Raw genomic sequence first — 18,317 nt, 5'->3', positions numbered from 1 at the left:
CGCTATCAAATTAGTAGCTACCTGCGCATATTGCATGAGGGCTACAGGCTGATTTGATTGTGAACGACCGGCCTCAATGGTCGCCAGACGGTCCCTGGCGGTTGATGCGCGGGCGCCGCATGACCAGCAACAGGGGCAGGGCCACCAGCATCATCACGCCAAACGCCAGAAACAGCCGCTCGAACGCCAGCATGGCGGCTTGCTTGCGCAGCATGCCGTCCATCAGCATCAGGGCTTTCTGGTGCGCTACCTGCGCGCTGAACCCGTGCGACAGCATCAGGTGCTCCAGCTGGCTCAAGCGGTAGGTGGCTGCGTCGGTGAACTGGCCCACGTGGCGCAGCAACTCGCCGCGGTTGGTTTCCTGAAACTGTGCGTACAGCGTGGCCGACATGGCAATACCCACTGAGCCGCCCAATTGGCGTAGCAGGCTGTACAGGCCGCTGGCCGGGGCAATCTGCTGGGGCGGCAGGTTGCCCAGCGCCATGTTGTTGAGCGGAATGAATACCAGCCCCAGTCCAATGCCGCGCAGCACCATGGGCCAGAAGAAGTCGTCGGTTCCCGATTGAATGGTGAACAAGGAGTGCGCCCACATCGAATAGGCAAACACCAACGCGCCGGCCACCACCACCAGCCGCAGGTCGAAGCGGATTTTGGGCATCAGCTTGCCCATCAGCGCCATGGTGACGCCCGAGGCAATGGCGCCCGGCAGCACGACCATGCCGGTTTCCCATGCGGTAAATCCCAGCAAGGTCTGCACGTACACGGGGAAGATAAACACCGTGCTGAACAGCGCTGCACCCACCACAAAGCTCAGTACCAGCGATACTGCGAACTGGCTGTTTTTCAGAATGCGCAGATCCACCACCGGATGCGGATGGCGCAGCTCTTGCCACACAAACAGGCCCATGGCGCTGACGCTGGTCACGGCATAGAAAACGATCTCGCGCGAGTCCCACCAGTCGAGCTTGCCGCCGCGCTCCAGCATGGTTTGCAGGCAGCCAATGGCAATGGTCAGCAGCAGCAGGCCGCCAAAGTCCACTTCCTCGGCCCGACTGCCAAATTTCTGCTCGGGCACGTACATCAGCGCCAGCAACAGCGAGATGGCGCCGAGCGGAATGTTGATGTAGAAAATCCACGGCCATGAGGCCGCATCGGTGATGTAGCCGCCCAGCGTGGGCCCGAGCATCGGGCCAGTCATGATGCCCAGGCCAAAGATGGCCATGCCCGTGCCCGCCTCTTCGGGCGGAAAAGTCTCAAACAGCGTGGCCTGCGCGGTCGAGATCAGCCCGCCACCACCCAACCCTTGCACGATGCGCCAGAACACCAGGCCGCCCAGCGTGTCGGCATTGCCGCACATGAAGCTGGAGAACACAAACAGCATGATCGACAGCGCAAAGTAGTTGCGCCGCCCGAACCAGTTGGCTAGCCAGCTGGAGATGGGTAACACGATGACATTGGCCACCACATAGCCGGTCGACACCCAGGTGATTTCGTCCAGCGTGGCGCCCAGCGAGCCCATCATGTGCGGAATGGCCACGTTGACGATGCTGGTGTCCACCAGCTCCAGCACGGCGGCCAGCGTGACCGTGAGCGCAATGATGATGCGGGCACGGTAAATTTCTTCGGCGGTTTGAACCCGCCGCAGCGAAGGAACGAGCGGTTTCACGCGGGCCTGGGCAGGTTAGCGGGTGGTGATGACCACGGTCACGCTCATGCCGGGGCGCAGCACGCGTGTCGCATCCTCGGACTGCTGGATGCGAATGCGCACAGGCACCCGCTGGATGACTTTGGTGAAGTTGCCGGTGGCGTTGTCGGGGGGCAGCAGCGCAAAGCGGGCACCAGTGGCCGGACTGATGGACTCCACTTTGCCTTGCACCTCCAGGCCTGGATACGCATCAATTTCGACACGGGCAGCAGCACCAAGCTTCACATCCTTGAGTTCGGTTTCTTTCAGATTGGCCGTGACCCACAGGTCGGCCAGGGGCACTACGGAGAGCAGGGGCTGGCCGGCTTGCACCAGCTGGCCGGGCTCCACATTTTTGGCGGCCACCACGCCGCTGGTGGGGGCCACGATGCGCGTGTCGGCCAGCTGGTTGGCAGCCAGGTCGCGCGCGGCGCGGGCGGCTTCCACCTTGGCTTGTGCGGCGGTGAGCGCGGCGCTGCTGGCGGTGATCTGGTCACCGGCGGAGTTGGCGCTTTGTTTGCTGGCTTCTACCTGGGCCAAGGCCGCACGGGCAGCGGCTTGCGCGGCATCCAGCGCCTGGGGCGACATCATCTTTTGGGCCACCAGATCGCGCATGCGTTCCAGGTCTTTTTGGGCTTTGTCGGCATTGGCCAGCGCCTGTTCAACGGTCGAGCGCGCCGCGGCAGCATTGGCGCGGGCGGCAGACACCTGGGCACCGGCCTGGCCGGTTTGCTGGGCACTGCCGGCACCGGCGATGGCCAACGCCAGGTCGGCTTCGGCCTGGGCCAGTCGCGCGCGGTAGTCGCGGTCGTCAATGCGGGCCAATAGGTCACCGGCTTTCACACTCTGGTGTTCCTGCACCACCACTTCGGCCACAAAACCGCCTACGCGGGGCAGCACCGGCACGATGTGCGAGTCCACCTGGGCGTTGTCGGTGCTGATGTGCGAGAGTGCCCAGTACCACTTCCAGCCCATCCAGCCACCAATGGCCAGCACGGTTACCAGCACGATCAGCCGGGCGCGGTTGTTGGGGCGGGCGGCTGGGGAGGCAGGCAACAAGGGGGTCGCCGTGAGGGGTGTGGGGGCTTGTGTGGCGTCGCTCATGGGGGAATGTGTGCGTAGAACAAAACAGGCCGGCGTTTTGCTGACCAGTTGGTCATTATTATAGGGGGGATGGTGTTATTTGCGAATCGTCAACAAGTAGCCCGGCGAAATAGGGGACAACTCCAGTCATGAATCTGTCACCTGCAGAAACTGAAACCATAGGGGGCTGGGTATGACGCCTGATACAAGCAAAATGCACTTTGGCATCAACTCACACCCGCTGCTTCGCACATTGCAGATTCGGGTGGATCAATTGCCCAAGTCATCACTGAACTTCGTAGCGGCTTTGATGGCCGCGCGGGATCTGATTCCACAACCGCTGTGTGATTTGATCTATGGAATGGTCGCGGTGCGAAACGGGATCGAAATCGGTCCGGTTCACCAGGCTCTTGCCGCTGCAGTCGCCATGCGAGGCAGCAAAGCGCGGTCTGCGGCCGCCACCCGTGACGCGAAGCTGTCGCTCATTTCTGCCTGCGGTGTCAGCAGACCGGCCGACGTCGCCCTCCGGTTTGTTATTGACCTGCCGGGCCTTGTTCAGTTAAGGAGCCCTGTCGTGGATCTCCGCCCGCATCATTCGGACGCGGACCGCTCGACTTCCACCAGGCAGTCATAGAACGTAGGTCCCCGGCCCATATCGGTCAATTTCTGGCTGGTCAGTTCGTTGACGTTGGTGCCATCGAGCCCCAGCTTGCGCCACCAGATGCCCAGACCGTTCACCACGCCAGCGCGTGCGCGTTGAGACACGATGGCCTTGCAGCGGTACTCCCCGCGCGGGTTGAACACCCGTACGACATCACCTGAAGCAATGCTGCGGGCCAGCGCGTCGTCGGCATGCATTTCCAGAATCGGTTCTCCTTCGATGTCGCGCAGGCTTTTGACGTTGACAAAGGTTGAATTCAGGAAGTTGCGGGCCGGTGGCGAGATCATGGCCAGCGGGTAGGCGGTGCTGGTGCCCGGTGCCTCGTGGTTGGGTACATGGCTGGGCAGGCCGTCGAGTCCCTGCGCGGCCAGGCGGACGCTGAAAAACTCGCAGCGACCGGAGGGGGTGGGGAATGCTCCTTGCGCAAACGGCGCTTCTGCCTGCGCAAGGGTCGTAAAGCCCTGCTTCAGCAGCAGCCCAAAATCGACCGCCGTACCGTAGGCCATCCGGCATAGCGCTTCGTCATCGTCGGCAAAGCAGGCGTCGGTCAAGCCCATGTGGGCAGCCAGTTCGCGAAAAATTTGGGTATTGGGCTTGGCCTCAGCCAGTGGCGCAATGGCGGGGCGGTTGAGCAGGGCGTCCGTGTGGCCGTAGCTGGAGTGCACATCCCAGTGCTCCAGCTGCGTGGTGGCCGGCAGGATGTAGTCAGCGTAGTCGGCAGTGTCGGTCTGAAAGTGTTCCAGCACCACGGTGAACAGGTCTTCCCGGGCAAAGCCTGCCACCACTTTACTGGACTCGGGCGCGATAGCCACCGGGTTGCTGTTGTAAACAATGAGCGCTTCAATGGCCGGGCCAAACTCGGGCGAGGCGGGGCGCAGCAGGTCGTTGCCAATGGTGGCCATGTTGACGGTGCGCGGCGTGCGGCCCGCCAGCAAATCAGGACGCTGCAGGGTGGCTTTGTCTACCGGGAAGGCGCCTGAACTGGACAGCAGCACACCGCCCGCGCGGTGGTGCCAGGCGCCAATGAGTGCGGGCAGGCTGGCAATGGCGCGCACCGCGTTGCCGCCTCCGTGCACGCGCTGCAGCCCGTAGTTCATGCGGATGGCGGCAGGCTCGCCGCGTTGGCCGCATTCGCCGTAGTCACGGGCCAGAGACAGGATTTGATCCACCGCAATACCGCACACTGCGGCGGCGCGCTCGGGCGGCCATTGCAGGGCGCGCTCGCGCAGGGCGTCCCAACCCAGGGTGTACTTTTCAAGGTATTCGAGGTCCAGCCAATGGTGGGTAATCAGCTGGTGCATCACCGCCAGTGCCAACGCGGCGTCGGTACCCGGCAGCAAGGCAATGTGTTCGTGGCATTTGTCGGCCGTTTCGCTCTTGCGCGGGTCGATGCAGATCAGCTTGGCGCCGTTGCGTTTGGCCACCTGGGCATAGCGCCAGAAGTGCAAATTGCTGGCAATGGAATTGCTGCCCCAAATGAGGATGAGTTTGGCTTCGGCAAAAAACTCCACCCGCATGCCCACCTTGCCACCCAGCGTCTGGGTAATGCCCTCGCCACCAGCAGCGGCGCAAATGGTGCGGTCCAGCAGGGATGCGCCCAGAGTGTGGAAAAAGCGCGCCGCAATGCTCTCGCCCTGCACCAGGCCCATGGTTCCTGCGTAGCTGTAGGGCTGAATGGCCTGCGCGGCGTCTGGTCCGCGTGCGGCGATGGACGTGAGCTTGCACGCAATGTCGGTCAGCGCGGCGTCCCAGCTGACCCGCTCGAACTGACCTGAGCCCTTGGGGCCAGTGCGCTTGAGCGGGTACAGGATGCGCTCGGGATGGTAGGTGCGCTCGGTGTAGCGCGACACCTTGGTGCACAGCGCGCCGTCGGTGTGGGGGTGGGCCGGGTTGCCGTGCACCTTGATGGCAATGCCGTTCTGTACGGTCGTGACCATGGAGCAGGTGTCCGGGCAATCGTGGGGGCAGGCGCCAATCACAGTGGAATCATTCATGCCAACAATGGTAAAGCCTGCAGCGTAATATGGAGACATGAACGCCATAAAACCGAAATTGATCGAGGCGCTGGTGTCTGCCGCACCGGCTATTGCTGCCATTCGCCGCGACCTGCATGCGCACCCCGAGCTGTGTTTTGCCGAGGTCCGCACCGCCGATGTGGTGGCGGCTAAATTGACCGAATGGGGCATTCCCGTGCACCGGGGCATGGGCACCACGGGCCTTGTGGGCACAATCAAGGCGGGCACATCAGACCGCGCGATCGGCCTGCGGGCCGACATGGATGCACTGCCCATGCAGGAGTTCAACACCTTTGCCCATGCCAGCAAGCACGCTGGCAAGATGCATGCGTGCGGCCACGATGGCCACACGGCCATGCTGCTGGCTGCGGCCGAGCACTTGGCGACGAATCGCAATTTTGATGGCACCGTGTACCTGATTTTTCAGCCAGCGGAAGAGGGTGGTGGCGGTGCCCGCGAAATGATCAAGGACGGGTTGTTCGAAAAGTTTCCCGTGCAAGCCGTCTTTGGCATGCACAACTGGCCGGGCTCCGTGGTGGGCAAGTTCGCCGCCAGTGCCGGGCCGGTGATGGCATCCAGCAACGAATTCAAAATCACGATTCGTGGCAAGGGCGGCCATGCGGCCATGCCGCACCTCGCGCTGGACCCGGTGCCGGTGGCCTGCCAGATGGTGCAGGCGTTCCAGACCATTATCAGCCGCAACAAGAAGCCTATTGATGCGGGTGTGATCTCGGTCACGATGATTCACGCGGGGGAGGCTACCAATGTCATTCCCGACAGCTGCGAGTTGCAGGGTACGGTGCGTACTTTCACGATTGAGGTGCTGGACATGATCGAGCAGCGCATGCGCGAGATGGCCCACCACACAGCTACCGCTTTTGGCATGGATTGCACTTTCGAATTTGCGCGCAACTACCCGCCCACCATCAACTCTGCCCACGAGGCTGCGTTTGCCCGCAAGGTCATGGCCAGCATTGTGGGCGAGGACCATGTGGACCCGCAGGATCCCACCATGGGCGCCGAAGATTTTTCCTACATGCTGATGGCCAAGCCGGGCTGTTACAGCTTCATTGCCAATGGCGATGGCGCGCACCGCACGCACGATGCCAGTGGTGGTCCTGGCGGTGGGCCGTGCATGCTGCACAACCCCAGCTACGATTTCAATGACCAGCTGATTCCCCTGGGTGCGACCTATTGGGTTCGCCTTGCGGAGGCATGGCTCGCTGTGCCCGTTGCAGCTTAGTATGATGGGCTTTTAAAGCGCAAAAGGGAGCAGTCGATGACCAACTGGAGCGAATTGAATCCACGCGAAAAAGCGACGGGCCTGCCCACCGCTGTCCGCAGGTCGAATCCGCCCGGCAGTGACCGATTCACTTTTGTCCACGATGACCTGGAAATTGACGACCCGTCCGTCGATGTCACGGGCCGGTTCTTCGTGTCGCCGCGGGAATACGGTTTTTCCATCCGTGGCTTTCAGGGAGGCAAGACCGCCTGGTCGCGTGACTTTGAGAATGGCACGATGCTGGTGGTCAATGCGGAGGGACTGTCCCACGTTTTGTCGCCCAAAGTGGCATCGCGGATATTGTTCATTGGCGCCGATGGCGAAGTGCTTCAGGACAGCGGTATTGTGCGGCGCAGTCCGCAGCGCCCGACGGACCTGACCACGGTTCGTCTGGTCATCAATGCGACCTTCGATCTGCATGGAGAGTCCCCTGAGGTGGCCCGAACCATGCTGATGCGCATGGTGGACCGCGCCATCGTCAAAGGCACCCTGCCGGGCGAAACCGACGCCAGAATTATCGATCACACGTTTGAGTCCAGTGCGGTGCTGGGCAATGAGAACGCCCGCTCCAGCAACACGGACTTTTCCCAGCTCCTGGATATGTAAAGACGCAGGGCGCGGGCGCTGGATCAGGAGGCGAACCGGCCTTTGGCCATGTGCAGAAGGCCGTCGAAAATCAGGTTGTCGACCAGCTCGAACGGCCCTGCCATGCTGGGAGCCATTTTCCAGCCGGCACCACCGGTCATGATGCATTTGGGCTCGGATCCGCAATGGGCGCGCACATGCTGCACCATGCGCTCCACCGCCCCGGCAATCGCATAGGTGCCTCCGCTGGTGAGCGCGTCACTGGTGTTGGTGGGGAATTCCCGCACTTCGCCCGTGGGCACGTGCAGACCGGCTGTACCGGATTCGAGGGCGCGCAGCATGATGCCGTGGCCGGGCAATATCAAGCCGCCCAAAAATTTGCCATTGGTGTCCACGGCTTCCACGGTGACGGCTGTACCGACCATCACGACCACCATGGGTCGCGGCGCACCTTGAGACAGCATGCGGTGGTAGGCGCCAATCATGGCAACCCAGCGGTCGGCCCCGAGGCGGGCAGGGTGGTCATAGCCGTTGCGCAATCCCGCTTCGGCTTCGCTGGCAACCACCCATTGGGGCACCACATCCCATAATTCCATTTGCTCTTGCACACGGCGCTTGACGGCATCGCCCGCGACCACGCACCCCAGCACTTGTGCCGGTGCAGTGAGGCCGCTCCAGGCGCCTTCTGCCAGTTTGTCGATGTTTTCCAGAAATTCGGCTCCCTGGGCCAGCAGGGGCGCGTCGGCTTGGGGGGATGCGTACTGTGCCCACTTGAGGCGGGTATTACCAATGTCCAGGGCAAGAAAGGTCATGGGTGCCTATTATCCCTGGCGCCACGGCAGGCCACGCATGCGCCATCCACCCTTGGCACCGCGGTGCGCATGGGCGTCAGGGTCGCCTTCAAAACCTTCGAGGATGTTGTAGGCCTCCATGCCCAGTGCGGTCGCGCGTCTGGCGGCCGCGATGGACCGCACGCCACTGCGGCACAGCAACACCACTTTTTTCCCGGCAGGAACGGCTGCGCGAAGGTTTTCATCAAATGACGGGTTCATGGCCATGCCCGGCCATTGCTTCCAGGACAATGCGACCGCGCCGGGTACAAACCCGACCCATTCGCGTTCGGCATCCGAGCGCACATCCACCAGTACGGCGTCGCCGGCCTGCCACCAGGCGCAGGCCAGAGTGGCTGACACATCACCCGCGTAGCCGGATGCCGGCAGCACCGTTTGCGCATCACCGCCGCCCGCATCGTGGCGCACACCGGATACCCGGTTGGCGGGTACGGCTTCGTCTATCCGCTTGGGTTTGGGCAGGTTCAGGGCCGCCATGATGGCGACAAATTCCGCCTGCGTCTTGCCGGCTATCCGCGGGTTGCCTGATTTCTCGGCGCCCACGGTTGAATGGGTGTGCCCGTGGTAGTCGTGGCCCGGCCACACCGTGGTGGCATCGGGCAGCGCAAAGAGAACCTGGGTGATGCTGTCGTACAGAGCCTCGGCACTGCCGGACTGGAAATCGGTGCGGCCGCAGCCATTGACAAGAAGCGTGTCACCGGTGAAAACATGGTCACGCCACAGGTAGCTCATGCTGCCGCTGGTGTGCCCCGGCGTGTGCAAGGCCCTGAGCGCTTCGTCGCCAAAACGCAGGATGTCGCCATCGGCAATTTGCATGGCGGCGGTGTCAATGCCGCAGCCCTGGGGGGCGGCCGTTTTCGCGCCGGTGTGCTCAGCCAGCTGTGCGGCGCTGGTGATGTGGTCGGCGTGGGCGTGGGTTTCGACTGTCCACAGCAGCCTGAGCCCGTACTGCCGAAGGGTGGCGAGATCGCGCTCCAGTTGGTCATCCACGGGGTCGATGATGACGGCATCGCGCGTTACTTCGTCGAACAACACATAGGTGAAGGTGCTCGATGCCTGGTCAAAAAGCTGAATGGGTTGCATGGTTTCCTCGCGGGTGGCAGTGCGTGCAGTGATGGGGGTTGCCTCAACTCCCGATGCAATACGAGGGTAGTTTATGGGAGATCCCGTTGGGGCTGTGCTTTGGACCGCAGTGCGGTGATAATGTTGACGTTTACGTAAACGTCAACTGAAAGGTTCGTCATGCCGAAAGATTCCTCCCCTGCCAATGGCGCGAAGCAGAGCGCAGCCCTGCTCAAGCCGTGGCAGCCGTCAATGGAGGGGCATGGCAAGCCGTTTTTGCTGTCCGCGCTGGACCCGTCCGCCAAGCCATTCTCTGGCAAGGACAAAGTGCAGGACAGACTGACTGTGGATGCATTGGCCATGGAGCTTGATGTGCTGCAGAATCTTTTTTGGGCCGACAAGCGCTACAAGCTGCTGGTGGTTTTGCAAGGCACCGACACCGCCGGCAAGGACGGCACCATTCGCTCGGTGTTTGGCCGCACCAGCCCACTGGGGGTGCACGCGGTCGGGTGGAAGGCGCCCACCGAAGACGAACGCGCGCACGACTACCTGTGGCGCATTCACCACCAGATGCCCGCGGCAGGCGAGACCAAGATCTTTAACCGCAGCCATTACGAAGACGTGCTTGTCCCCGTGGTGAACGGCTGGGTCACGCCCGAGCAGACCCGCCAGCGCTACGCCCACATCAACGATTTTGAGCGCATGCTGGCCGAGACGGGTACCGTGATCCTGAAATTCATGCTGCATATCGGCTTTGAAGAACAGGGCAGACGGCTGCAGGAGCGGGTGGACGACCCGACCAAGCGCTGGAAGTTCAGCATGGGTGACCTGCAGGTGCGCAAACAGTGGGCCGAGTACCAGAAAGCCTATGCGGGGCTGCTGGGTGCCACCAGCACGCCCTGGGCACCGTGGACGGTGGTGCCTTCCGAATCAAAAACGCACCGCAACCTGATGATCGCCACGCTGGTGCGCGACAAGCTCCAGTCACTGGACCTGCGCTATCCACCCGACGATCCGGCACAGGCCGGACTCACCATTGACTGATCTTCTTCCAACAAAAATCCTGAGACAAACCGCTGAAAGCTTCTGCCATGACCAACCTCTCTGCTGACTACAAGGCCCTTGCCAACTACCGCCCCACCCACAAGGTGCGTTTTGTAACCGCTGCCAGCCTGTTTGACGGGCACGATGCGGCCATCAACATCATGCGCCGCATCCTGCAGGGCATGGGCGCCGAGGTGATTCACCTGGGGCACAACCGCAGCGTGGACGAGGTGGTGACGGCCGCCTTGCAGGAAGACGCGCAGGGCATTGCCATCAGCTCCTACCAGGGTGGTCACGTCGAGTATTTCAAGTACATGGTGGACTTGCTCAAAGCCCGGGGCGGCGCGCACATCCAGGTGTTTGGCGGCGGCGGCGGGGTCATTGTGCCCAGCGAAATTGCCGAGCTGCAGGCCTATGGTGTCACCCGCATCTACAGCCCCGAGGACGGCCAGCGCATGGGACTGGCCGGCATGATCGGTGAGATGGTGATGCGTTGCGACACCGACCTCACCCAGTTGGCTCCCACCGCCCTGGATGGCATTGGCGGCCACAGCACCGGCGCCTGGCGCGCCCTGTCCCAGCTCATCACCGGGCTCGAAGCTTTGGGAGAAAATCACCCGCTAAGCCCCGCCCTGCGTGCGCAAGCTGCTATCAAAAAAATACCGGTTCTGGGCATCACGGGCACCGGCGGTGCGGGCAAGTCGTCACTGACCGACGAGCTGATTCGCCGTTTGCGGCTGGACCAGGGTGACCAGCTGCACATTGCGGTTATCAGCATTGACCCGTCACGGCGCAAGAGCGGTGGCGCACTATTGGGTGACCGCATCCGCATGAACGCTATCAGTCCATGGACGCAAACGCCGCGCACCAGCGCCGACGATTCGGGTCAGCGCGTGTTCATGCGCAGCCTGGCCACACGGGACTTTGGCTCCGAAATCAGCAAGGCCCTGCCCGATGTGATTGCCGCCTGCAAGGTGGCTGGGTTTGATGTGATCGTGGTCGAGACCTCGGGCATTGGCCAGGGCGACGCGGCCATCGTGCCGCATGTGGACGTGCCCATGTATGTGATGACACCGGAGTTTGGCGCCGCCAGTCAGTTGGAAAAAATTGACATGCTGGACTTTGCCGAGTTCGTCGCCATCAACAAGTTTGACCGCAAGGGCTCCAGCGATGCGCTGCGCGATGTGTCCAAGCAAGTACAGCGCAACAAAGAGGCGTGGAACACGCCTGCCGACCAGATGCCGGTGTTTGGCACCATGGCGGCGCGCTTCAACGACGATGGCGTGACCGCGCTGTACCAGGCCCTGCTGGCCCGCCTGCAGGAATTGGGTTTGCCGGTGAACGCAAGTGGCCTGTTGCCCAAAGTGACGGTGCGATTCAGTTCCAACCAGACGCCGGTGGTGCCCGCAGCACGCACCCGTTACCTGGCCGAAATTACCGACACCGTGCGCGGCTACAAGCAGCATGCCCGGGCACAGTCCCGCCTGGCGCGTGAGATTCAGCAGTTGCGTGCGGCGGCGGCCATGCTCGAAGTGGGCAAGCCCGGCAAGGCCCGTGCCGCGGAAGCGGCGATTGACCTCGCGGTGCAACGTGAAGAAACGCAAGACCCGTCTGCCAAAAAACTGGTGGCGCAGTGGCCGGAAATGCAGCGAGCCTATGCCGGTGACGAATACGTGGTGAAAATCCGCGACAAGGAAATCCGCACCGCACTCACCACCAAGAGCTTGAGCGGCACCACCATTCGCAAAGTGGCCCTGCCGCAGTATGAGGACCACGGCGAAATTCTGAAGTGGCTGATGCTCGACAACGTGCCCGGCAGCTACCCCTACACCGCAGGCACCTTTGCCTTCAAGCGCGAGGGCGAAGACCCCACACGCATGTTCGCCGGGGAGGGCGATGCCTTTCGTACCAACAAGCGCTTCAAATTGCTGTCCTCCGGCATGGCGGCCAAGCGCCTGAGCACCGCGTTCGACTCGGTCACGCTGTACGGCAACGACCCTGATGTGCGCCCGGATATCTACGGCAAGGTGGGCAACAGCGGCGTGAGCATTGCCACGCTGGACGACCTGAAGGTGCTCTACGGCGGCTTTGACTTGTGCAACCCGGCCACCAGCGTGTCGATGACCATCAACGGCCCGGCGCCCAGTATCCTGGCCATGTTCATGAACGCGGCCATCGACCAGAATCTGGAAAAATTCGAGGCAGACAATGGCCGCGAGCCCACGGATACCGAGGCCGCCAAAATCCGTGAATGGGTGCTGGCCAATGTGCGCGGGACCGTGCAGGCCGACATTCTGAAAGAAGACCAGGGCCAGAACACCTGCATTTTCAGCACCGAGTTTTCACTCAAGGTGATGGGCGACATTGCCCAGTATTTTGTGCACCACAATGTGCGCAATTTCTACAGCGTGTCCATCAGCGGGTACCACATTGCCGAGGCCGGGGCCAACCCCATCAGCCAGCTTGCGTTCACGCTGTCCAACGGCTTCACGTTTGTCGAAGCCTATCTGGCGCGCGGCATGCACATCGACGACTTTGCGCCCAACCTGAGCTTCTTCTTCAGCAACGGTATGGACCCCGAATACACCGTAATGGGCCGGGTGGCACGCCGCATCTGGGCGGTGGCCATGAAGGAGAAATACGGTGCCAACGAGCGCTCACAAAAACTTAAATACCACATCCAGACCAGCGGGCGCAGTCTGCATGCGCAGGAGATTCAGTTCAACGACATCCGCACGACGTTGCAAGCGCTTATCGCCATTTACGACAACTGCAACAGCCTGCACACCAATGCGTTTGACGAGGCCATCACCACGCCCACCGAAGACTCGGTGCGCCGTGCCATGGCGATTCAGCTCATCATCAACCGCGAATGGGGCCTGGCCAAGAACGAGAATCCGTCGCAGGGCGCGTTCATCATCGAAGAGTTGACGGAACTGGTGGAAGAAGCCGTGCTGGCCGAGTTCACGGCAATAGCCGATCGCGGTGGTGTGCTCGGTGCCATGGAAACCGGCTACCAGCGCGGCAAGATTCAAGATGAATCCATGCACTACGAGATGCTCAAGCACACCGGCGAGCTGCCCATCATCGGCGTCAACACCTTTCGCAACCCGCATGGCGATCAGGTGATGGACAAGCTGGAACTGGCGCGCTCCACCGATGACGAGAAGCAAAGTCAGTTGCACCGTCTGGAAGATTTTCACACGCGGCACGCCGCAGAATCGCCCGCAGCGCTCAAGCGGTTGCAGCAGGCCGTCATCGACAACCAGAACGTGTTCGAGGTGCTGATGGATGCTGTGCGCGTGTGCTCGCTGGGCCAGATTACGAATGCACTGTTTGAAGTGGGTGGGCAGTACCGTCGCAATATGTGATGCGCCTGGGCAGGGCGGCTACATCGCCTTGCCCAGCGGCAGATTAATCAGAAGGTTCTGCGGTTTGAGGCGGACCACCTTGTCGGCATCCATGGTCAGTCCGAGGTAGACCGGTTTACCGGCCACATCGGCCCGCATATCCGCGGTGTTTTCAAACTCCAGCCTGAAGAGGCTGACCATGCGTTGCATGCGACTGGTTTCCACCGGGCGGTCTTCGTACAGATCGTTGAGGATGGCGCTGGATTCGGTATCCAGTCCGACATGCCATCGCCACGCCGGGTCGTCAATTTTTTGCTCGGGTTTGATGTGCACCTGCACCCCCAGCAAATGGAAAATCCATTTCTCCAGTACCTGGGCCAGCGCTGTCAGACCGGAGCGTGCACGCGTCATGGTGAAGACCAGTCCGTGTCTCAGGTCCTGTTTGACTTCATGCGTGAGGTCCAGCAAAAAGTTGTGGCGTTCATTGGCTTCCCAGTAGCGGTGCATGTTGTCCGTAGTCAGCACCTCCAGATGGATGGCGGCCAGTGGCGCATTGCTTTGCACCAGCAGGCGGCCGACTTCCCCGAGGCCGCCTGTTTCGGTCAGCAGGTCCAGCACAGCGCGGTCACCACTCAGAACCTGTCCGTCCTGAACCGAGATGCGCTGGGGACGAAACAGCATTTCTGCGGCGCGCACTTCGAAGGCGTCATTCGTGTCGTCCAGCACATTGCGCAAGATCGCCTGCACCATCAAATCCACGAACAACGGTGGAATGGTGATGGAGCCGCCACGTACCAGGCTCAGGTAGTAGGCTTCCAGAGACCCCGCCTGCACCAGTGCGTCACGAAAGCGCAAATACACAGCGTAGTTGTCGCGCGCATCTGCATCTTCCAGCGCATGGAGGTCCTCAGTGGGCACCGGGCGTGTGGGCGATGCGATCAGCGCATGGTGCAGTGCGATCTCGGCCACGCAGGACTCCGGCACCAGAGCCAATTCGGGGCGTGCGAGAAAAAGACGGAGGTAGTTGTCAGTGGGCTCAAGCCACCCGCGCGGGTTGCGCGTGAGCTGGCCAAAGGCGCTGGAGGGCCAGAAGTTCATCCCGTCGATGCTAGCATCGACGGGGGCTGGGGTTACGGGGCCGTGGCCTTGCGCACCGCGTGCTCCCACTCGGCCATGCGCTCCAGCGCTTTGTTGCGCGGCATGGTTGGCAGAAAGGTCCGCTCGGCGCGCCACTGTGCGCTCAGTTCGTCGGTGCCGGCGTACAGCCCGGTTCCCAGTCCGGCCAGATAGGCGGCGCCCAGCGCCGTGGTCTCGATGACAGCGGGGCGCACCACCGGAATGCCCAGCAAATCGGCCTGCATCTGCATCAGCAGGTCATTGGCGCAGGCCCCTCCGTCCACGCGCAATTCATTGACTGCACGGCCGCCATTGGCCACCGCGTCGCGGCTCATGGCGTCCAGCAGCGCAGCGCTTTGAAACGCGATGCTCTCCAGCGCCGCGCGCGCAATGTGGGCCACCGTGGTTCCCCGGGTAATGCCGGTAATGGTGCCACGGGCTTCAGGATTCCAATAGGGGGCGCCCAGCCCGGTGAAGGCCGGCACCATCATTACCCCGCCAGAGTCAGGAACACTCTGCGCAAGGGCCTGCACTTCACCACTGGCCTGAATGGCTTGCAGGCCGTCGCGCAGCCACTGCACCACGGCCCCACCCACAAAGACGCTGCCTTCCATGGCGAACTCGGGCGTGCTTCCCGGTTGCGCGGCGCTGGTGGTGAGCAGTCCGTTGCGGGAGGTCTGAAACCGCTCGCCCGTGTGCATCAGCATGAAGCAACCGGTTCCATAGGTGTTCTTGGCCATGCCGGCGCGAAAGCACGCCTGACCAAACAAGGCGCTTTGCTGGTCGCCTGCCACGCCTCCGATGCGAATCGGTGCGCCCAGCACGTCAGCCCTCACGCTTCCAAAATCCGCACTGGAGGGGTGCACCTGCGGCATCAGGCTCGCAGGAATGTCCAGCAACTGCATCAGTTCCGCGTCCCACTGGTTGGTGTGCACATTGAACAGCATGGTGCGCGAGGCGTTGCTCACATCGGTTGCGTGCACCGCCTGGCCGCGCGTGCTGTCATCGCTACCACCGGTGAGTTGCCACATGAGCCAGCTGTCGACGGTGCCAAATGCGAGTTCACCCGCTTCAGCCTGCGCGCGCGCATGGGGGACATTGTTCAAAATCCATTGCAGCTTGGTGCCCGAGAAATAGGCATCTACCAGCAAGCCGGTTTTCGCCTGAATGAGATTTGCCTTGCCATCGGCGCGCAGGCGGACGCAGGCGGGCTCTGCCCGCCGGTCTTGCCAGACGATGGCGTTGTGTACGGGTTGGCCGGTCTTGCGGTTCCACACCACCGTGGTCTCGCGCTGGTTGGTGATACCGACGGCGTGAATGTCCCGCGCGTTCAGTTGGGCCTTGACCAGCACCTCACGTGCCGTGGCCAGTTGGGTACGCCAGATCGCCATGGGGTCATGCTCCACCCACCCTGGCTGGGGATAGATCTGGGGCAGTTCCAGTTGGGCCTGCGCGACGATGGTTCCATGCGGGTCAAACACGATGCTGCGCGAGCTGGAGGTGCCCTGGTCAAGGGCAAGCAGGTAAGTCATGGGGGCTTCCGTCTAAGAGGAGGGTGAGGAAGTCAATTCAGGCAGACATCCAGGCGGACATTCGCTTCCTCCAGCAAGGCCGGGAAGGGGTCTGGCGGCGTGGCATCGGTAAAGAGTCGGTCAATTTGCGACAAGGTGGCCGCTTCCACCATGGCAGGCCGGTTGAATTTGCTGGTATCGGCGGCTAGCCAGACTTCGCGTGCATGTTCGATGATGGTTTGCGTCACCTTCACTTCCCGGAAGTCGTAGTCCCGTAGCGAGCCATCCGATTCGATGCCTGAAATTCCGATCAGCGCGATATCCACCTTGAACTGGCGAATGAAGTCCACCGCCGCTTCGCCCACGATGCCGCGGTCACGGGCGCGGACCACGCCGCCTGCCACGATCACTTCAAAGCCGGCATTGCGACTCAGGATGGCAGCCACGTTCAGGTTGTTGGTAATGACGCGCAGGCTGCGGTGGTGCAGCAATGCTTCCGCAATGGCCTCGGTGGTGGTTCCGATGTTAAGTATCAGCGAGCAGTCATTGGGTACCTGCCGCGCGACGGCCCGTGCTATTCGGGCCTTGCCTTCAGCATGCAACCCCTGGCGCTGGGGGTGCGCGATGTTCTCTGTGGTGGAACTGGGTACGCGCACACCGCCGTGAAAGCGCGTCAAGGTTCCGGCTTCCGCCAGCCGTTGAACATCGCGGCGCACGGTTTGAAGGGTGACCGAGAGTTCGTCAGCCAACTGCTCCACCGTGACGGAGCCTCGGGCACGGACGGCGTCAATCAATTTGAGTTGGCGGGGGTTGAAGTTCATGGCGCGCGCAGGAGGATGGCAAAGGTAGGAGACTTTAAATCGAATCAAAAGGAAATTATTAAGGGAAAACCATAATCAAAAAAGAAAACAAAAGAACAATAATAGAAAGATAACGAAGAGGCTTGTGTTCGAAATTGGTGGCAAACAGGGCGAAAGGCAGTGAGATGCAGATGGTATTGGATGGCGTCAGCAAGACGGTGGGTGCCGAAACCTGGCTCTACCCCATGAGTCTTGCCTTGCACGGCGGTGCAGTGACCGTGCTGCTGGGTGCAACGCAGGCGGGTAAAACCAGTTTGATGCGCATCATGGCGGGTCTGGATACCCCGACGGAAGGTCGCGTGCGAGTGGATGGCCAAGACGTCACAGGTGTGCCCGTGCGCAAGCGCGATGTGTCCATGGTCTACCAGCAGTTCATCAACTACCCCTCAATGACCGTAGCGCGCAATATAGCGTCGCCTTTACGCCTGCGAAACGAAGCGAACATTGATCAGCGCGTACGCGAAATCGCCACTCGCCTGCATATCGATATGTTTCTGGACCGTTTGCCCGCAGAACTCTCAGGCGGGCAGCAGCAGCGCGTGGCACTCGCGCGTGCCTTGGCCAAGAAAGCGCCCTTGATGCTGCTCGACGAGCCCCTGGTCAATCTTGATTACAAGTTGCGCGAGGAACTGCGCGAGGAACTCTCGGCGCTGTTTGCCAGCGGGGAGTCCACCGTGGTGTACGCCACGACCGAGCCCGGTGAAGCGCTCCTGCTGGGCGGCTACACGGCAGTACTGGACGGTGGTGAGCTCCTGCAGTACGGCCCGACCGCGGAGGTTTTTCATCGACCACTCTCGCTGCGCGTCGCGCGTGCGTTCAGCGACCCTCCCATGAACCTGGTGCCCGGAGATCTATCACCACAGGGTGTGCGCCTGCGGGGCGGCCCGGATTGTCCTGTGCCGGGCTGGAGTGGCGTCGCCAAGCCAGCGGGCCCCGGAGTTACTCTGGGTTTGCGGGCCAGTGCCCTGCGGGTGCAGGCGCACCCGGGGGATGTGGCGTTGTCCGGAACCGTCGAGCTGGCGGAGATTTCCGGCTCGGACACGTTTGTGCATGTGCACACCCCGGTGGGCGATATGGTGGCCCAACTGACCGGCGTCCATTACTTTGCGTTAGGTGCGCCGATTGCGCTTCATTTCAGTCCGTCCCATGTGTATTTATTTGATGCCAGCGGGGACCTGTTGGTGGCCCCATCGCGAACTCCAGGACACTAAAG

The 18,317-nt window shown here is 61.9% G+C and carries 14 protein-coding genes and 1 pseudogene; 6 read left to right on the top strand and 9 right to left on the bottom strand.

The genetic code is table 11. The features are described 5' to 3' along the window. Nucleotides 1–73: 73 nt before the first annotated feature. Nucleotides 74–1,666 carry a DHA2 family efflux MFS transporter permease subunit gene (locus AC097W_RS06560; RefSeq protein ID WP_479601687.1) on the bottom strand — a complete coding sequence of 531 codons (1,593 nt, stop codon included), beginning with the start codon at nt 1,664–1,666 and terminating at the stop codon, nt 74–76. Nucleotides 1,667–1,681: 15 nt separating this feature from the next. After that, on the bottom strand, nt 1,682–2,788 hold the full coding sequence (locus AC097W_RS06555; RefSeq protein ID WP_479601686.1) for an HlyD family secretion protein: 1,107 nt from the start codon (nt 2,786–2,788) through the stop codon (nt 1,682–1,684). Nucleotides 2,789–2,960: 172 nt separating this feature from the next. On the opposite strand from AC097W_RS06555, the gene AC097W_RS06550 reads away from it, so the two are divergent. Beyond that, a complete protein-coding gene (locus AC097W_RS06550) occupies nt 2,961–3,401 on the top strand; it encodes a hypothetical protein (protein ID WP_479601685.1) in 441 nt (146 codons plus the stop codon). On the opposite strand, the gene AC097W_RS06545 is transcribed toward AC097W_RS06550, so the two are convergent. After that, entirely contained in the window at nt 3,359–5,422 is a 2,064-nt protein-coding gene (locus AC097W_RS06545; protein WP_479601684.1) for a molybdopterin-containing oxidoreductase family protein, read from the bottom strand. The two genes, AC097W_RS06550 and AC097W_RS06545, sit on opposite strands and share 43 nt — an antisense overlap. Nucleotides 5,423–5,459: 37 nt before the next feature. Here AC097W_RS06545 and AC097W_RS06540 point away from each other — a divergent pair, with 37 nt between their 5' ends. Beyond that, nucleotides 5,460–6,686, top strand: coding sequence for a M20 aminoacylase family protein (locus AC097W_RS06540; protein ID WP_479601683.1), 1,227 nt, complete (start codon nt 5,460–5,462; stop codon nt 6,684–6,686). Between the two features lie 36 nt (nt 6,687–6,722). After that, nucleotides 6,723–7,331, top strand: a complete 609-nt coding sequence (locus AC097W_RS06535) for a hypothetical protein (protein ID WP_479601682.1) — start codon at nt 6,723–6,725, stop codon at nt 7,329–7,331. A 23-nt stretch (nt 7,332–7,354) separates the two neighbouring features. Here the strand turns inward: AC097W_RS06535 and AC097W_RS06530 are convergent, their stop codons facing one another. The 3 genes and pseudogenes from AC097W_RS06530 to AC097W_RS06520 all read right to left on the bottom strand — a co-directional run. Next, the gene (locus AC097W_RS06530) at nt 7,355–8,122 is read right to left on the bottom strand and encodes a type III pantothenate kinase (RefSeq protein WP_479601681.1); all 768 of its coding nucleotides are present in this window, start codon (nt 8,120–8,122) and stop codon (nt 7,355–7,357) included. 9 nt (nt 8,123–8,131) lie between these two features. Further along, complete coding sequence (locus AC097W_RS06525) at nt 8,132–8,569, bottom strand: rhodanese-like domain-containing protein (RefSeq protein ID WP_479602070.1); 438 nt, start codon at nt 8,567–8,569, stop codon at nt 8,132–8,134. 174 nt (nt 8,570–8,743) lie between these two features. Then, nucleotides 8,744–9,244 (bottom strand): annotated as a pseudogene (locus tag AC097W_RS06520) (MBL fold metallo-hydrolase); the annotation flags it as partial. Between the two features lie 159 nt (nt 9,245–9,403). Between AC097W_RS06520 and AC097W_RS06515 the strand changes: the two are divergent. Both AC097W_RS06515 and icmF read left to right on the top strand, forming a co-directional pair. Next, nucleotides 9,404–10,267: a PPK2 family polyphosphate kinase gene (locus tag AC097W_RS06515; RefSeq protein WP_479601680.1), complete on the top strand. Its 864-nt coding sequence runs from the start codon at nt 9,404–9,406 to the stop codon at nt 10,265–10,267. Between the two features lie 47 nt (nt 10,268–10,314). Then, a complete protein-coding gene (gene icmF / locus AC097W_RS06510; protein WP_479601679.1) occupies nt 10,315–13,638 on the top strand; it encodes a fused isobutyryl-CoA mutase/GTPase IcmF in 3,324 nt (1,107 codons plus the stop codon). Nucleotides 13,639–13,656: 18 nt separating this feature from the next. Here icmF and AC097W_RS06505 read toward each other — a convergent pair whose 3' ends face one another. From AC097W_RS06505 to AC097W_RS06495, 3 genes are read right to left on the bottom strand one after another with little or no spacing between them, the layout of a single operon-like run. Beyond that, complete coding sequence (locus tag AC097W_RS06505; protein ID WP_479601678.1) at nt 13,657–14,715, bottom strand: DUF6352 family protein; 1,059 nt, start codon at nt 14,713–14,715, stop codon at nt 13,657–13,659. A gap of 32 nt (nt 14,716–14,747) precedes the next feature. Continuing rightward, nucleotides 14,748–16,265, bottom strand: coding sequence for a glycerol kinase GlpK (gene glpK / locus AC097W_RS06500; RefSeq protein ID WP_479601677.1), 1,518 nt, complete (start codon nt 16,263–16,265; stop codon nt 14,748–14,750). 32 nt (nt 16,266–16,297) lie between these two features. Further along, nucleotides 16,298–17,065 (bottom strand): DeoR/GlpR family DNA-binding transcription regulator, encoded by a 768-nt coding sequence (locus tag AC097W_RS06495; RefSeq protein ID WP_479601676.1) that lies wholly within the window; start codon nt 17,063–17,065, stop codon nt 16,298–16,300. A gap of 164 nt (nt 17,066–17,229) precedes the next feature. Between AC097W_RS06495 and AC097W_RS06490 the strand changes: the two genes are divergently transcribed. Further along, nucleotides 17,230–18,315 carry an ABC transporter ATP-binding protein gene (locus AC097W_RS06490; protein ID WP_479601675.1) on the top strand — a complete coding sequence of 362 codons (1,086 nt, stop codon included), beginning with the start codon at nt 17,230–17,232 and terminating at the stop codon, nt 18,313–18,315. The last annotated feature ends 2 nt before the right edge of the window (nt 18,316–18,317 follow it).

Source organism: Rhodoferax sp. GT1R46 (genome assembly GCF_056521285.1).
Note: the sequence above shows the minus strand (reverse complement) of the source record. Positions and strands in the feature narration are given on the sequence as shown.

Coding starts and splice junctions, on each gene's coding strand:
- AC097W_RS06550 (WP_479601685.1), top strand. CDS start 2,961: ATGACGCCTGATACAAGCAAAATGCACTTTGGCATCAACTCACACCCG.
- AC097W_RS06535 (WP_479601682.1), top strand. CDS start 6,723: ATGACCAACTGGAGCGAATTGAATCCACGCGAAAAAGCGACGGGCCTG.
- AC097W_RS06540 (WP_479601683.1), top strand. CDS start 5,460: ATGAACGCCATAAAACCGAAATTGATCGAGGCGCTGGTGTCTGCCGCA.
- glpK (WP_479601677.1), bottom strand. CDS start 16,265: ATGACTTACCTGCTTGCCCTTGACCAGGGCACCTCCAGCTCGCGCAGC.
- AC097W_RS06490 (WP_479601675.1), top strand. CDS start 17,230: ATGCAGATGGTATTGGATGGCGTCAGCAAGACGGTGGGTGCCGAAACC.
- AC097W_RS06555 (WP_479601686.1), bottom strand. CDS start 2,788: ATGAGCGACGCCACACAAGCCCCCACACCCCTCACGGCGACCCCCTTG.
- AC097W_RS06515 (WP_479601680.1), top strand. CDS start 9,404: ATGCCGAAAGATTCCTCCCCTGCCAATGGCGCGAAGCAGAGCGCAGCC.
- AC097W_RS06545 (WP_479601684.1), bottom strand. CDS start 5,422: ATGAATGATTCCACTGTGATTGGCGCCTGCCCCCACGATTGCCCGGAC.
- AC097W_RS06530 (WP_479601681.1), bottom strand. CDS start 8,122: ATGACCTTTCTTGCCCTGGACATTGGTAATACCCGCCTCAAGTGGGCA.
- AC097W_RS06495 (WP_479601676.1), bottom strand. CDS start 17,065: ATGAACTTCAACCCCCGCCAACTCAAATTGATTGACGCCGTCCGTGCC.
- icmF (WP_479601679.1), top strand. CDS start 10,315: ATGACCAACCTCTCTGCTGACTACAAGGCCCTTGCCAACTACCGCCCC.
- AC097W_RS06505 (WP_479601678.1), bottom strand. CDS start 14,715: ATGAACTTCTGGCCCTCCAGCGCCTTTGGCCAGCTCACGCGCAACCCG.